Origin of the sequence: Streptomyces candidus (genome assembly GCF_014207445.1) — a bacterium.
GTDB classification, from domain to species: domain Bacteria; phylum Actinomycetota; class Actinomycetes; order Streptomycetales; family Streptomycetaceae; genus Streptomyces; species Streptomyces candidus.
On the sequence record NZ_JACHEM010000005.1, the window covers coordinates 416,156 to 432,862 of the forward strand.

Annotated in this window: 6 protein-coding genes and 1 pseudogene; all 7 read left to right on the forward strand. The window is 71.6% G+C overall.

What is annotated here, in order from left to right; translation table 11 throughout:
* Positions 1 to 42 precede the first annotated feature (42 nt).
* The 7 genes and pseudogenes from HNQ79_RS12785 to HNQ79_RS12810 all read left to right on the forward strand — a co-directional run bounded on the left by HNQ79_RS12785 (position 43) and on the right by HNQ79_RS12810 (position 16,398).
* Entirely contained in the window at positions 43 to 1,329 is a 1,287-nt protein-coding gene (locus HNQ79_RS12785) for an MFS transporter (RefSeq protein ID WP_185030097.1), read from the forward strand.
* The gene (locus HNQ79_RS12790; protein ID WP_185030099.1) at positions 1,289 to 12,208 is read left to right on the forward strand and encodes a non-ribosomal peptide synthetase/type I polyketide synthase; all 10,920 of its coding nucleotides are present in this window, start codon (positions 1,289 to 1,291) and stop codon (positions 12,206 to 12,208) included. The genes HNQ79_RS12785 and HNQ79_RS12790 overlap by 41 nt, the downstream gene beginning before the upstream one ends.
* Before the next feature lie 438 nt (positions 12,209 to 12,646).
* A complete protein-coding gene (locus HNQ79_RS33705; protein WP_229923410.1) occupies positions 12,647 to 12,955 on the forward strand; it encodes a hypothetical protein in 309 nt (102 codons plus the stop codon).
* 130 nt (positions 12,956 to 13,085) lie between these two features.
* A pseudogene (locus tag HNQ79_RS12795) lies at positions 13,086 to 13,693 on the forward strand (PP2C family protein-serine/threonine phosphatase); the annotation flags it as partial.
* Between the two features lie 140 nt (positions 13,694 to 13,833).
* Complete coding sequence (locus tag HNQ79_RS12800) at positions 13,834 to 14,391, forward strand: SPW repeat domain-containing protein (protein WP_185030101.1); 558 nt, start codon at positions 13,834 to 13,836, stop codon at positions 14,389 to 14,391.
* A 418-nt stretch (positions 14,392 to 14,809) separates the two neighbouring features.
* Positions 14,810 to 15,226, forward strand: coding sequence for a hypothetical protein (locus tag HNQ79_RS34505; protein WP_185030103.1), 417 nt, complete (start codon positions 14,810 to 14,812; stop codon positions 15,224 to 15,226).
* The gene (locus HNQ79_RS12810) at positions 15,223 to 16,398 is read left to right on the forward strand and encodes a zinc-dependent alcohol dehydrogenase (protein WP_185030105.1); all 1,176 of its coding nucleotides are present in this window, start codon (positions 15,223 to 15,225) and stop codon (positions 16,396 to 16,398) included. Before HNQ79_RS34505 ends, HNQ79_RS12810 begins: the two co-directional genes overlap by 4 nt.
* Positions 16,399 to 16,707 lie beyond the last annotated feature (309 nt).

Here is a 16,707-nt window from a genome sequence, read left to right on the forward strand (position 1 = left end):
ATCAGAACTGGTGATCGAGTGCGTACGTGGCGGGGGCGTAATGTGGCTGGTCCGGACCGGCGGTTCCGTGCGCTCGTGTGCGCTTACGCGGTGTCCGGTTACGGCAACTACCTGAACCTGATCGCTCTCAGTCTGTTCTCCTACGAGGTCACCGGCTCCGCTTTCGGCGTGGGCATGTTACTGGCGTTACGCCTGTTCGCCGGCTCGCTCGCCGGCCTCGCCGCCGGGGCACTGCTGGCCAGGACCTCGCGTCGGCCGGTGATGATCGGCGCCGATGTGGCGCAGGCCGCCGTCATGGCCGTGCTGGCCCTGTGCGCCTTCAGTACGCCGGCGTGGCTGCTCGGCTGTGCTGCCGTCGTCCTGGGCGCGGGGAACGTCTTCTTCACTGTCGCGTTGCGCAGCGCGGTACCCGCGATGGTCGGTCAGGAGAGCCGCACGCGGGCGAACGGGCTGCTGGTCACGGCACGGTCCATAGCCACCGTACTGGGCTTCGCCTCGGCGGCCCCGGTCATCGCAGCAGGCGGTTTCGCCACCGCCTTCGCCGTCAACGCCGTGAGCTTCGTGGTATCGGCGGTCGCTTTGCTGGTGCTCCGGCCGCGTACGGACGGCGACCACGGCGATGACGTTCAAGAAAGCGCCGAGCGGGAGCGCGACGATCGCGGTTCACGACGGTGGCGCGCGATGGCCGGTCTGCCCGCCCTGTTGCTCGGCATGATCATGCTCCGAGGCGTCGACGCCTTGGCCTCCTCGTCGCACAACGTCGCGCTGCCCCTGGTCGCGCACTCCACGGCTCCGTCCGAACCGGCCGTGTTCATGACCAAGTTCTGGGTCGCATGGGCCGTTGGCACCCTCACCGCCCACTTCGTGCTCAGGCGCAGCCGGCACGGGTCGGCGTGGGGCGAACGGGCCTTCGCGGTGGGTACGTTCGCGATGTCGCTCGCGTTCCTGGCGGCGTTCGCCGCTCCGGCCGCGCCGACGCTGATGCTGGCCGCGGCGGCGGCCGGGTTCGCGGACGGCTGGACCGAGATCGTCTACACCTCACGCCTGCAGACCGCGCCCGACCGGCAGCGCAGCCGCCTGTTCGGGCTGTCCGCCACGGCGGAGACCGCCGGATTCGCGCTGGGCGCCGTGCTGGCCGCGGCGGCCCTCGAAGCGCTGCCCGCTCTCACGGTCGTCGGCGCTTTCCACGGTGCGGCGATGTGCGGGTCACTGGTACTGCTGCTGTTCACGCTCCGCCGCCCCTCCAGGGCCCGGCCGCCGTTCACAAGTGAAGAAGAAGGGGACACGCATGGAACGCGTACGGGGACAGGCGCTCTGCCGGGGGCCTGAGCCGGAACACACCGAGGGCGACCCGCGGAACGCGTTGGACGCGCTGCGGCGTGCCGCGCACTCGGCCTCCGGCGCGGGTGTCGTTACCGTCGCCCCCGACGGTTCCACGACCTCCCTGCCGTACCCCGCCCTGCTCTCGCAGGCCCGTCGGACGCTCACCGGGCTGCGGGAGCATGGGGTGCGGGCCGGAGACACGGTGGTGCTGTGCGGCCTGCCCCTCGCGGAGTTCTTCACCGTTTTCTGGGCCTGCCTGCTCGGCGGTGCCCGGCCCGTCGCCATCGCCGACCGTGCCACGCCGGGTTCCCCGGCGCTGGAACGCCTTCTCCACGCCTCCGTGACGCTGGACCGGCCGATGGTGGTCAGCGATGCGGCCGGAGCGGAGGTCCTGGCGCACGCTGCTCCTCCACTGCGGGTGGTGGTCGCGGGGGACTGCGCCAAGGCGTCACCCGCGGACGACCACATCGATCCGGCGGGCTCCGACGTCGCGTTGCTGATGCTGTCCTCGGGCAGCACCGGTGTGCCCAAGGCCGCTCAGCTCACCCACGCCGGCCTGGCGGACTTCGCCGCCAGCAGCAGGCGCATTCTGGACGTACGCCCGGACGACACCATGGTGAACTGGCTTCCGGTCGACCACAGCGGCGCGTTCCTGCTCTACCACCTGCTCGCGGTTTTCGTGGGGTGCACCAACGTTCACGCGCCCACTGAGAGGGTTCTGGCCCAGCCGCTGCGCTGGCTGGACCTCATCGAGGAGCACGGGGCGCAGCACAGCTGGGCGCCCACCTTCGCCTACGGGCTCGTCGCGGACGCGCTCGCCGAGCGCCCGGAGGGCCACCGGGACCTCAGCGGCGTCAAGACCCTGGTGTGCGGGGGTGAACAGGTCGTGCTTCCGGTGCTGCGCCGTTTCCTCGACGCCACCGCCGCGTCCGGGATCCGGGACCGGCACATCGTGCCGGTGTGGGGGATGGCCGAGACGGTCACGGCCGTCACCTACGGGCGGCTCGATCAGCAGGGCAGCGTACACCGCCTGCTCAAGAGCAGCCTCGGCGGCGACCTGGTCCGGGCCGGCGAACAGACCCCGGAGGACGACTGTGTCACCTTCGTCGCGGCCGGCTCGCCCGCGCACGGGGTCACCCTGCGTGTCGTGGACGACCGCGGTGAGCCCGCGCCCGCGGGCAGGATCGGCCGCCTCCAGGTGCATTCCGCGGTTCGGCTCACCCCCGGCTACGTGAACAACCCGGAGGCGGACGCCGAGGCCTTCCCCGCCGGGCGGGAGTGGCTTGACACCGGCGACCTCGCCTTCCTCGACGGCGGACAGGTCGTGATCACCGGCCGGCGCAAAGACATGATCATTCTCAACGGGCACAACGTCTACTGCCACGAGGTCGAAGAGGCCGCGACTGCCGTCGCCGGCGTCCGGCAGGGGGAAGTGGCCGCCTGCGGCATCCCGCACGCGGACAGCGGCACCGAAGAACTCGCCGTGTTCTTCGCGAGCCACGGCGACGCGGATGACGACGCGCGTATCGCACGGGAGGTGAGAGCAGTGCTGTTCGCCCGCCTGCGCCTCACCGCAGGCCACGTCCTCCCCGTCCCACGGAGTGAGTTCCCGAGGACCCCCGCGGGAAAGGTGCGCCGCGCCGAGCTCCGTGACCGTCTGGTCGCCGGGGGCACTCCGGACACCCCGAGCGTCGCCGCCCTCACCGCCGGCGCCGACCGCGTCGGCACGGCCCGGATCGTCCAGGAGGAGGTCGCCGCCGTACTGGGGCGCCCGGTGGACGCGCGCGTGCCGTTCTACGAACTCGGCCTGACCTCGCTGCTCCTCGTACGCCTGCGGTCCCGCTTGGAGCAACGGCTCGCGAGGACCATCGCCCAGACCGCGTTCTTCGAACACCCCACGGCCGACGCGCTCGCCGCGCATCTGACCGCGGCCGCCCCGGAGGCGACCGGGCCCGCGGCCACGGGCACCGCCCCGGCGGGTGCCGCGGAGCAGCGCATCGCCGTCGTCGGACTGTCGCTGCGCTTCCCGGGAGCGAACTCGGCGGAGCAGTTCTGGGCCAACCTGCGCGACGGCGTGGACAGCGTCCGCGTCTTCGACCTGGCTGACTCCGCACCGGCGGGCCCTTCCTCGCGGCAGCACCGCGCCGGCCTGGTGCCGGTCGCCGGCGTCCTCGACGGCGTCGAGGACTTCGACACGGACCACTTCGGAATGAGCCCCAAGGAGACCGGGCTCACCCATCCCGCCCACCGGCTGTTTCTGGAGTGCTGCCACGAGGCGCTCGAGGACGGCGGCTACGCGGCCACCGAACCGGGCACCCGGGTCGGGGTGTTCGCGGGAACGGGCATGAACCTCTACGACCACCAGCACCCGCCCATGACCGGTGTGGCGGACGACGACGCCGACCCGGCCACCGGAATGCAGGCCGCGATCGGACAGCAGCCCGACTTCCTGGCCACCCGGGCCGCCTACCGGCTCGGGCTCACCGGCCCCGCCATCGGCGTCCAGACCGCCTGCTCCACGTCGCTGGTGGCCGTGCACCTCGCGGTTCAGGCGCTGCTGAGCGGCGACGCCGACCTGGCCCTGGCAGGAGCCGCGGCCGTGCACCTCCCCCAGGAGACCGGTTACCGCAGTCACCCGGGCTCCATCCTCTCGCCCACCGGACGCTGCCGAGCCTTCGACGCGGAGGCCGACGGCACCGTGGGCGGCAACGGTGTGGCGGTCGTCCTGCTCAAGAGGCTCGACCGTGCCCTGGCCGACGGCGACACCGTGCACGCGGTCATCCTGGGCTCCGCGGTCAACAACGACGGCGCGGGCAAGGTCGGATTCACCGCGCCCGGTGTCGCCGGGCAGGTCGAGGTCGTACGCCGGGCGTTGCGCAGGGCTGACGTCCCTGCCGACACGATCACCTATGTGGAGGCGCACGGGACGGGCACACGTCTCGGCGATCCGGTGGAACTGGAGGCACTCGGCAGAGCTCTCGGCGAAGGCACGCCGCGCACGGCGTTCTGCACCGTCGGATCGGTGAAGCCGAACATCGGCCACCTGGACAGCTGCGCGGGGATGGCCGGTCTGATCAAGACGGTCCTCATGCTGCGGCACCGCACCCTCGTCCCGACGCTGCACCTGACCCGCCCCAACCCGGAACTCCGCCTGGAAGGCGGCCCACTGGTCCTGGCCACCGAACTGCAGCCGTGGCCCGCCCGGCAGGGCGTGCCGCGCCGGGCCGGAGTCAGCGCGCTCGGCGTCGGCGGCACCAACGCCCACGTGGTGCTGGAGGAGGCCCCCGCACCGGCCGCGAACTTGGCGGACGGTGCCGAACTGCCCGTACTGGTACCGGTGTCGGCCCGCGACGCACACGCCCTGGCCGAACTCACCGGCAGGCTCCGTGACCGGTTGCGGCGGCAGCCGGAACTCGGGGCCGCGGATGTGGCGGCCACCATGGCACTCGGCAGACCGCACCACCGGGTACGGATTACGGCCGTCGGCCGGACGGCGGCGGAACTCGCCCACGCGCTCGACGCCCACGCGCAGCCGTCCGAGCCCGGCCACGTGCGGGACGCCCCGTCGCGGGCAGCGGAACCCCGCCCGCTCGCCTTCGCGTTCTCCGGACAGGGAAGCGCACGCCGGGGCATGGCGAGCGGCATCTACGCGGCCTCTCCGGCGGCCCGGCGGACCCTCGACCGGTGCGAGGAGATCTACACCGCCGAGTTCGGCGACTCCCTCCTTCCACTGCTGCTCGACGAGTCCGGCGCCGAGGACGACGTCTGGCCCACCGAGACCGCACAGGCCGCCCTGTTCGCCCACCAGGCCGCGCTGGTCGAGGTGTGGCGCGCCACCGGGGTCCGCCCCGCACTGCTGCTCGGCCACAGCGTGGGCGAATTCGCGGCCCTGTACGCGGGCGGCGCCCTGACGCTCGACGACGGATTGCGGCTCACGGCGTGGCGCGGGCGGATCATGCACTCGGCGTGCCCACCGGGCGGAATGCTCGCGGTCGTCGCCGACCCGGCCCGGGCGCAGGCCCTGGCCCAAGCGGCCGGAGCCGAACTGGCCGCGGTCAACGGCCCACGCGCCCAGGTGATCTCCGGGCCGCCGCACGCCATCGCGGAGACGGTGCGGCTGCTCGACCGGGAGGGCGTGCGATGGCAGGCGTTGCCCGTCGACAAGCCCTTCCACTCGGCCTCGGTCGAACTCGCGCTGGGGGACTTCCGCGCCCATGCCGAACGTGTGGCGTTCGGCCCGCTGCACACCCCCCTGGTGACCGCGCTCGACGGCCGGCTCCGCCCGGCGGGCTGGTCGCCCGACACGGCGTACCTCTGTCGCCAGGCGCGGGAGCCGGTCCGCTTCGACCTGGCGATGGCCACCGCGGTGGGGGAGGGGTGCGAGGACTTCCTGGAAATCGGTGCCGCACACGTCCTCACCGGCATCGGCCGGCATTGCCGGCCGGACAGCCGCTGGCTCAGCGGCCAGGGATCGGGCACGGGGGCGGCTGACCAACTGGCCGGGCTGCTCACGGCCCTGGGCTCGCTGTACTGCCGGGGAACCGAACTGGACTGGCGAGCGGTCAATCGCGGCGGAGGCAGGGTGCCCCTGCCCGGGCACCCGCTGCGGCGGCGCCAGGTGCCCTACCGGGCCGCGCCGCCGACGAAGGCACCGGAGGGCGCACCGCAGCGACCGGCCGCCCCCCAGGAGCCCGGAGCCCCGGACGACCTGCTCGCCGAAGTGCGGAGGCTGACCGCCGACCAGCTCGGCAGCGACGCAGCCGATGTCACACCCGACAGCTCGTTCTTCGACCTGGGCGCGGACTCGCTCTCCCTGATGGGACTGACGACGGAACTGCAGCAACGGTACGGAGTACGCATCCCCGTACGGGAGCTGTTCTCCTCGGCCGACACTCCACGCCGCCTGACCGAACACCTGGCGCGGTTGCGCGGGGAGATGGCCGGCCCCGCGGAGCCGCACCAGGGGGAGGACCGGCAGCAGCCGCACTTGGCACAGGAACCCGCGCCCGCTCCTGAGCCCCCGGCTTCGGCGCCAGCTCCTGAGCCCGCGGCTTCGGCGCCCGCTTATGGGCCCGCGGGGCCCGTGCCCCCTCTGGAGCCCGCAGCTCCCGCACCTGCTCAGGCAGCAGCACCCGCGGAGCTGCACGAGCTGTTCAACAGGCAGCTGCAACTGACGGAACAGCTCATCGACCAGGTGGCCGGTGTGATCTCCCGCCAACTCGACATCCTCCAGCCCACCACCCCTCCCGCCCCCGCAGCCGAACCCGCCCCGGTACCCCCGTCCGCCCCGGCACCCGCGGCGGTTCCGGCACCGGCTCACCCGCCGCGCACCGCGGCTCCGCTCTCCGTACCGGCCCCCCGCGCGGCCCCTGCCGATCCGGCGTCCGCCATCAGGACCGGGACAGAGACCGGGACCGGGACCGACTTCAGCCTGTACTTCTTCGGTGACTACCCCCAGGACACCGACCACGACAAGTACGCGCTCATCATGGAGGCCGCGACGTTCGCGGACGAGCACGACTTCCACGCCCTGTGGCTCCCGGAACGGCACTTCAACTCCTTCGGCGCGCTCTTCCCCAACCCCTCCGTGCTCGCCGCCGCCCTCGCCTCCCGTACCAGCCGTGTCCGGCTGCACGCGGGTTCGGTCGTCCTCCCGCTGCACCACCCGGTCCGGGTCGCCGAGGACTGGTCCGTGGTGGACAACATCTCCGGGGGACGAGCGGGCCTGTGCGTCGCGAGCGGCTGGCACGCCACCGACTTCGCGCTGGCACCCCAGCACTTCGGCCGGCACCGCGAAGTGATGTACGAGCAGCTGGAGACCGTACGGCACCTGTGGTCGGGGCAACCCCTGCGGACGACCGCGGGAGACGGCGAACCCGTGGAGATACGCCTGCATCCACGCCCCGTGCAGCAACAGCTGCCCCTGTACGTGGCTGTGGTGGGCAACCCCGACAGCTACCGCCGCGCAGCCGCCGAAGGCCTGGGCGTCGTCACCAACCTGATGACGCAGACGGTCGAGCAGCTCGCGGAGAACATCGCGCTGTACCGGCGCACACGCGCCGAGCACGGACTCGATCCCGCCACGGGCCGGGTCGTGGTACTGGTGCACACCTACCTCACCGACGACCCGGCCCGCGCACGCGCCGAGGCGTTCCGGCCGTTCGTGTCGTACCTGCGTTCCTCGCTGTCCCTCTTCGACCAGGTCACCAACAGCCTCGGCTTCAGCGCCGACCTCGACAACACGCCCGAGGAGGACGTGGAGTTCCTGCTGGAGCGCGCCTACGCACGCTACTGCGCCTCACGCGCCCTGATCGGCGACGAGCACACGGCAGCCGAGACGGTGCGCCGACTGGTGGACGCGGGAGCGGATGAGATCGCCTGCTTCGTGGACTTCGGCGTGCCCAAGGAACAGGTCCTCGCCGCTCTGCCGGTGCTCGACCGGGTCCGCCACCGGTCACAGACGCCCCCCCGAGCCGGGAAGGAAGCGGCGCCCGCACCCACGCGGTCGCCGCTCTCTCCCGCACAACGCCGCATCTGGTTCCTGGAGCAGCTGCACCCCGGGACCGCCATGTACCACGAGCCCAAGGCGATCCGCCTGGACGGCCGGCTGAACGTGCCGGCGCTCCAGTGGGCACTGCAGCGGGTCGCCGCCCGGCACCCGGCCCTGCGGAGCGTCTTCCGCGACACCGACGGAATCCCCTACCAGGAGACCCACGACCACATACCGATCGAGTGTCCGGTCGTCGACCGCACCGGAGCCACGGAGGAAGAGGCCCTGCGCGCCGCCCTCGACGACGAAACGAACGGGAACCTCGACCTGCGCGACGGGCCGCTGATCACCGCCCGGCTGCTGTGTCTGTCGGAGGAGCGGCACCTGCTCTTCCTGCTGGTCCACCACATCGCCTTCGACTCCTCCTCCACAGCGGTGCTGGTCCGCGACCTCGCCGCCTTCTACCGCGACTTCCCGCACGGCGAACCGCAGATGCCGCCCCTGCCCGAGGTGCTCCCCGCCCGTCCCTCGGACCACACCGGATCCCTCGACTTCTGGCGGCAGGAACTCAGCGGGGCCGCGGACCTCTCCCTGCCCACCGACCGGCCACGTCCCGAGGTCAGAACCGGTGCGGGAGCCGCCCTCACCTACGAATTCGACGCCGGACTCGTACGCGGAGTGAAGGCGTTCGCCGCCGCGCACCGGGCCACCCCCTTCATGGCGCTGACCAGCGCCGTCGCAGCGGTGCTCAGCCGGTTCGGCGGACAGGACGACGTGGTCGTCGGCACCGCGGTAGCCGACCGGCCCACCGGCGCCGAACATGCCGTCGGCCTGTTCCTCAGCACTGTGCCCCTGCGGCTCGACCTCACGGGCGACCCGGACTTCCCGACGCTGCTGCACCGGGTGCGGGCCGCCAGCACCGCGGCGTACGAACACCGTGACGTGCCGTTCGACGAACTGGTAGGAGCGCTCAACCCACGACGTGACCCGGGACGGAACCCGCTCTTCCAGGTGATGGTCGAGTACGAGAACGAAAGCGAGGTGACCTTCGACCCGCCCCGGCTGACGGCCACGCTCCTCGACGTGCCCAGTGCACGCGCCCCGTTCGACCTCAGCATCTACCTGACGCACCACCGCGCCGGCGTGCGGTGCATGGTCGAGTACGACACGGCCCTCTTCGACGAGCCGTTCGTACGCCGCCTGGTCCACTCCGTGGAACAGGTGCTGCGGCGCGCGCTCGACGACCCCGGCGCACCGCTGCACGAGCTGACCGCCGTGACCGACGCCGACCGCACGCTCCTGGCCGGGCTGGGACATCTGGACGAGCCGCCGCCCGCCGTCACCGACACCCTGCACGGCCTGTTCGAGCAGCAGACGCGGCGCACACCGGACGCCGTCGCCCTGATGAGCGACGCGCAGAGCGTGAGCTACCGCGAGCTGGACATGCGCGCCAACGCACTCGCCCGACGTCTGCGCGAACGGGGAGCCGCACGCGGCGAACGCGTGGCACTGCTGCTGCCGCGCGGCCCGCAGCTGATCACCGCCCTGCTGGGCGTGCTCAAGAGCGGAGCCGCCTATCTGCCCCTCGACCCCTCCGTTCCCACCCCTCGGCTCGCGGCACTCGTCGACGACGGCGCGCCCGTGCTGCTGCTCACCTCCGAGGCCGCTCTCGCCGGGCATCCACAGCTCGCGACCGGGCTGCCCCGCCAGCTCCTCGACGACGCGGACACCGCCCTCGCGGAGGATCCCCCGGCCGACGGACCGGGCCCCGAGGACCCCGCGTACTGCATCTACACCTCGGGCTCCACCGGCCTTCCCAAGGGCGTCGTCGTACCGCACCGCGGCCCCGTCAACCTCGTACGCGGGCACCTGGACCGCCACCCCCCACTGCGTACCCTGCAGTGGACCTCGGCCGCCTTCGACGTCAGCGTGCAGGAAATCTTCACCACGCTGGGCTCCGGAGCGGCGCTCGTACTGATCGACGACCACGTCCGGCACGACCCCATGGCCGTCACGCAGACGGCCCGCCGCCACGGGGTGGAGCGGATCTTCATGCCCAGCACTCCGTTGCGGTACCTGATCGAGACCGGGCCCGAACTGCCCGCCCTGCGCGAGCTGTTCTCGGCCGGCGAGGCACTGCGACTGACCGACGCCTTCCGCCGCTTCCTCGCCGGGCACCCGCGGTGCGCGCTGTACAACCAGTACGGCCCCACGGAGACGTCCGTCATCGTCACCTCCCACCGTGTCGACCCCCACGGCGAGGAACTGCCGCCGATCGGCACGCCCATACCGGGAGCCCGGATCCTGTTGCTGGACGCAGCCGGGAGACAAGTGCCCCCGGGAGCCGTCGGCGAGATCCACGTGGGCGGCACGCCGGTCGCGCACGGCTACCACGCACGGCCCGCGGAGACGGCCGCAGCGTTCCGCCGCGACGCGGACTCGCCGCTGTACCGGACGGGAGACCTCGGGCGCTGGCGTACGGACGGCTCGCTCCAGTACTGCGGCCGCGTCGACGAGCAGGTCAAAATCCGAGGTCACCGCGTCGAACCGGCCGAGGTGCAAGGAGCGCTCAGCGCGCTACCGGGGGTACGCGATGCGGCCGTGGTGTCACGCCGCGACCGTTACGGCGACAGGGAACTCGTCGCCTACGTCGTTCCCGCCCCGCCGACGGACGACCTCCGCGAGCTCCGCGCCGCCCTGGCCGTGCGGCTCCCCGACCACCTGGTGCCCCGCCACTGGGTGCGCCTGGACCGGCTCCCGGTGAACGCCTCGGGCAAACTGGACAGAGACCGGCTGCCCGAGCCCGGCCCCGGGGCCGACGCCGACAGCGGGCACCCCGACGCACCGCCCACCACCCACCTGGAGAAGGCGCTGCACGAGCTGTGGTGCGACGAACTGGGCACCTCCAAAACGCCGGTGACCCGTTCCTTCTTCGAACTCGGCGGTCACTCGCTGAGCGCGATGAGGCTACTGAACCGCATGGCGGACGAGCTGGACGTCGAGTTGTCCATGGCCCGGTTCTTCCTCGACCCCACCATCCGAGGTGTCGCGGCACACGGCGAACGCCCCGCGCCCGCCGAGCGGGTGGCGGACACGGCGCCGGTGACCTCCACCCTGCGCAGGCTGTGGCACCGGCACCACGAGCATGCCGACCCGGGCGTCTACAACGTCGCGCACCGCATCGACCTGCACGGTGGCCTCGACCCCCGGACGCTCACGTGGGCCCTCAAGGAGCTGGTGGGACGCCACCACGCACTGCGCAGCAGGGCCGTACGGCGCGAGGGACGGCTCGTCGTCGAAGTGCTGGCGGACGTACCGGTGGAACTCCCCGTCGACGACCTGACCGCTCACGCCGACGCACAAGAGGCCGTCGCGCGATGGTGCACGGATCAGGCCGCCCGCGCGCTGGCGATGGACCGCGCACCGCTGTTCCGATTCCGGCTGGCGCGGCTCGCACCGGGCCGCTGGGTCCTGGTCACCGTGTTCCACCACGCCGTCTGCGACGGCTGGTCCATGGGCGTCATCTGGCGCGAACTGCAGGAGCTCTACAACGCCCGGCACCACGGCACCGTGAACGCACCGGCCGCGCCCGCCGTGCAGTTCACGGACTGCGCGCGTGCGGAACACGAACTGGACGGCGGACGCCGGGCCGAGCTCGAACGGTTCTGGCACACCGAACTCGACGGCGTACCGCTGCGCCCGGCGCTGCCGTACGACCGGCCACGCCCCGACACCCTGTCAGGCCGGGGCGCGCTGCACACCTGGGTCATCGACGGGCCGGTTCCCGGGCGCGTCGCGGAGACTGCCACGCGCCTGGGCACGACGCCGTACATCGTGCTGGCCGCCACGTTCGCCACCTGGCTGGGCGGACTGTGCGGCGGCCCGGCGGACGTGGTGCTGGCCGCGTCGAGCGCGAACCGCGCACGACGGGAGCGGGCGGACGTGGTCGGGCTGCTGGGCGACGCGGTCCTCCTGCGGGCCCGGCTCGGTGAGGCCACGACCTTCGCCGACCTCGTGACCGGGCTCGGGCCGACGCTCTTCACCGTCCTCGACCACCAGGACCTGCCGCTGACCGACGTCGTCGAGCTGGTCGCGCCCGGTACCGGGGACTCCCTGTTCCCGACCGTGCTGTTCACCGTGGTCACCACACCGCCACCCGCTCTGGACCTGCGGTCGGTGTCGGCATCCGTGCGGAGCCTCCCCTCCTCGGGTGTGGCACGCAACGAGCTGTATGCCGTCGTGGTGCCCGGGGAGGACGCCATCACCGTCACCTTCGAGTACTCCACGGACCTCTTCTCCCGTACGACCGTCGAGAAGTGGGGCAACGGATTCACCGAACTCCTGCACGAAGTCACGGAGGACCCCGACCGCTCTCTGCAGCATCTGCTGTCCTGAAAGGACACTGCAACGACGACTCGACCGGCCCGCGCCCCCAGACGAGGCAGGCACAGCTCGCCGGCCGCGGCGCGGATGCAGATGCCGGTCAGCTCGCTCATGCCTCGGGGCGGGGGAGGCGGTGGCTCGTGCAGGGGTGGATGCCGCGGGCAGAACATCTTCGCACCCTGCGGTTCCTGCAAACCTGCGGAGCCACCATGCACGGGCCCGGAGGTGCCGATTCATGATCGGGGTACCGGGTACCCGGCTTGCACCAACAGCCTCGTCGCGCGTGCACCGACCCGGGGGCCCGCCCCGACGAGCGAGTCCAACATGTGACGGAAGGCTGGGACGACTACCGTGAGTTTCCTGATCAGGTGCACTCTGCCAGGCTCGATGCCCGATCCCCCGCCGTGGCGTGGTCGCACTGTGGTCGGCTGAGCGGGAAGTGAGGACGCTGTGGCACGAGTCAAGCAGTACGCCGTCGCAGCCTCCGGGTCCTGGACGGACGAGGAGGAAGGCCGCCGTCGTCTTCCCGCGGGCGAGGTCCACGCCTGGGAGCCGGGACTCAATCAGACGGTTTGCGGGCTGTCCCTCAGCCGCTCGCAACTCTCGCGCTTCCCGCACATCACGTGGCTCGACACCTTCCCGGAGTCAGGGGGTGCGGCGGACCGGGTACAGCGCCAGTGTCCCCGCTGCGGCTCGGTGGCGGGCCGCAGAGGCGGCGATGCACGTCCACAGTGGCAGCGCGTCAATCCTCGTCCGTGAACACGCGAGGGCGGGTCGGCCGAGGGCCGTGAACGGCCCGGTCGGCTCGTCGCCGAGCCCCCACGGCTCAGAGGCCTTCAACCAATGGGGTGCAGCGGAACCTTCACGCGGTGGGGCCATTCGGTGACGCCTCGCGCCCTCCGGGCCGTGCGGTAATCGGGTGGTGATCTCTGCCGCGATGGAGCCTGTTCACCGCGTCAGCGGGGACGCGTTCGACCATGCGATGGCCGGTCCGGTCGTGCACCTGTCGATCTTCGACGCGACGGGGCACGACACCGCTGCCGGACTGACCGCGAACCTTGCCATGGCCACCTGCCGCAACTCCCGTCGGCAGGATGCGGACCTGGTGGAGATCACCGAGCGGTCGAGCAGGCCTTGATCGAGCAGTACGGGCCGACCCGCTGCACGACCGGGATCGTCGCCGACCTCGACACCAGCACCGGTGTGTTCACCTGGATCAACCGCGGCCACCACCCTCCGGTGATCATCCGTGGGGGGCGCTGGGTCAGTGAACTGCGGTGCCCCCCGGCCCACCCCATGGGCACCGGCCTGGGACTGAAGACAACCCTGTGCCGTGAGCAGTTGGAGCCCGTCGACAGGATCGTGTTCTACACCGACGGGATCACCGAAGCCCGGGGCCGGGGCAACGGGATATTCGGCCTGAAGAGGTTCATCGACTTTCTCATCCGCCACCACGCCGACGGCCTGCCCGTACCCGAAACGTTGCGCCGCCTCGTTGGATACTGGGAGGCACAAGCCCCATCCCTCTTCCGTGGGCCGCCCGCCGCGCACCGGAAGGCCATGCGGTTGGCGCGGCGGAGAAGCGGTACACGGACCTTGGAATCCGCGCTGACCGGTGCGGGACGAGAGGAGACGACATGACCGCCGCCAAGGAACCGCGCACCACCCGTAACGGACCCGACGCCCTCCGTGCGGAGCCGCGTGCGAACCAGTCCGAACAGGACACAGGACGGTCCGATCCGAATGCGGACCTGCCGGAGCCGGGTACGTCCCGCCAGCCGCTTCTGGAGGCGCAGAGGCAGCAGATCATCGGTCTGCTCATGGCCGTCAGCGCGGTCGTGCTCTTCGTCGCTCCCTGGATCGCCGGATTCCCGGACACGGCCAAGGACGCTCACCGCAATGAGCTCGGCGTAGGACTGGTGGTGCTGCTGACCGCCATCTACCGGTTCACCCGCCGTCCCGGGAAGTGGCCCGACGTGGTCGTACTGGTCGCGGGAGGCTGGATGATCGCCGCGCCCTGGGTGCTCAGTGGGCAGAACACCGAAGTCTTCGACGGTGCACAGGTGATCGACGTCGCGGTGGGAGTGGTACTGGTCGTGCTCGCCGGTGTCTCACTCCTCATGCGGCAGGTGTCGCTGGAGCGTGGCAGGCGCGGTGCGGCCCGCCGACCGGGTGGCATCCCGCCGCACAGCTAGCGAGGAGGTGGCGCGCTTGCCCACCGTGCCCACACCGCCAGGGTGGCTGCCTCCACGCAACGAGCGTGCCCCGCACCCAGTGGTTCACCCGGGGCACCGTGACCGTCGACACGAGCCGTCACGGGGCCGGATCCCGGTCGCAGCTCTCTCGTTTCTGGCGATATCGTCGAGATCTGCGGGGTACTCGGGGCGCACCAGCGCGGACGGTCCCGCCCGGCACGCGACCACTCGGTGGCCGTACGGCCGGCGGATCCGCCCCGCGCCGGAACACCATCGACGACCGGCCGCATCCGCTCCGGCATCAGGACTACTGCACCGGGGCCACGGCGACCCGTCGCCGCACCGCCGAACCTGGGAAGTGATGGCTGTGCCACCCACAAAGAAATTGTTCGCCACCGCCGCGGGATTCACCGCGGCAGTGTTCGTCCTTCGTACCATGGCCGCCCGGGGTGCCGAACCCGACGACGTGCACCGCTGGTTGGTGGTGACCGTCCAGCGCGGTCCCGGCGACCTCCAGCCCGACAAACTGCCGACGCCTCTTCAGGACTACGGCGACCGCATCGAGACGCGGCTCAGCCCCGCTCCCGGCGACCGCGGCACCGAGATCGCCGTCCGTTTCCGGCAGCCACCGCCCGCACAGTCCGCTTCGGTCGGTGCCCGGATCACCGGCGACGATCCTCGGCAGGGACTGCGCCTCGCGCTGCGAGAGGCCAAGTCGTTGCTGGAGACAGGCGAGATCATGCGGGCCGACGCACCGTCCACCACACGCAGCACTCCGGGCGGAAAGCTGATCGGTCTGATGAGTCGGCGTGCCGACGGGGAGGGAGTGCTGTGAAGGCGCTGTGCTGGGAAGGCGTGAACAAGCTGTCCGTCGAGCAGGTGCCCGATCCGGTGCTGCGCAACGACCAGGACGTGATCGTCCGCCTTGTCGCAGGTACCACCTGCGGTTCCGACCTCCATCTCATCGGCGGGTACATCCCGTTCATGCGGGCGGGCGACGTCATCGGCCATGAGTTCGTGGGTGAGGTCGTCGAGGTCGGGTCCGCGGTCCGGCGACACGCCGTGGGCGACCGGGTGGTCGTCTGCTCGTTCGTCGGCTGCGGCCGCTGCTGGTACTGCACCAACGACCTGTGGTCCTTGTGCGACAACACCAATACCAACCCCGGCATCGGCCAGGCCCTTTTCGGTGCGGACACGGGCGGCATCTTCGGCTACTCGCACGCCATGGGCGGGCTGCGCGGCAGCCACGCCGAGTACGTACGCGTCCCGTTCGCCGACTACGGCGCGTTCACCGTCCCCGACGGCGTCGACGACACGAGCGCACTGTTCGTTTCCGACTCGGTGCCGACCGGCTGGATGGGCGCCGACCTGGGCGGGGTGCAGCCCGGTGACGTGGTCGCCGTGTGGGGGTGCGGCGCCGTGGGACAGATGGCGGCCCGCGCCGCGATCCTGCTCGGCGCGGAGCGGGTCATCTCCATCGACCGGATCCCCGAACGGCTGGAGATGACCCGGCGGTTCGTCGGCAGCGAGGTGATCGACTACACGGCCACCGACGTGGGGGCCGAACTGCGGGAGCGCACCGGCGGTCGCGGCCCGGACGTGTGCATCGAAGCGGTTGGCATGGAGGCGCACAGCGACGGCCCGATGCACCTCTACGACCAGGTCAAACAGCAGCTGCGGCTCCAGACGGACCGCCCCACCGCAGTCCGGCAGGCAATCCACGCCTGCCGCAAGGGCGGCACCGTCTTCGTCCTCGGCGTGTTCGCCGGCGCCGTCGACAAGTTCCCCCTCGGTGCGGTGATCAACAAGGGGCTGACCCTGCGGGGCGCCCAGGTGCACGGCCAGCGCTACATCCCGATGCTGCTGGAGCGCGTCGCCGCCGGCGAGCTGAACACGGCCCATTTGGCGACGCACAGCGTCTCCCTTGACGAGGCGCCCACCGCGTACGACATGTTCAAGCACAAGTCCGACGGCTGCGTACGCGCGGTCATCCGCCCCGGACTCTGAGGCATAGGACCGGCGGGAGAGCGGAAAGGTGGCGTCTTCCCGCCTCTTTTCCCGACGCACGCCATGAAGGTCGGCCTCCGCCGCGAAATCTCCTCGGGGCGGAGTCACAAGGGCATGATCTCCGGCAGCCCTGGCGTAGTCCTCCCCGTGCGCCATGAGCGCTGCGTCGGCGAGGGCGGCCCAGGACGCGACGCGAGCCCGGCGAGTTCGGTGCCGGAAACCGCTGCTGGGTCGTCATGCGACGGGGGTGACGAGTGGTGGAACGCGCTCGGCCGCCTCGGCCTGAAGGCGTCGGACCCGGCGGCACTT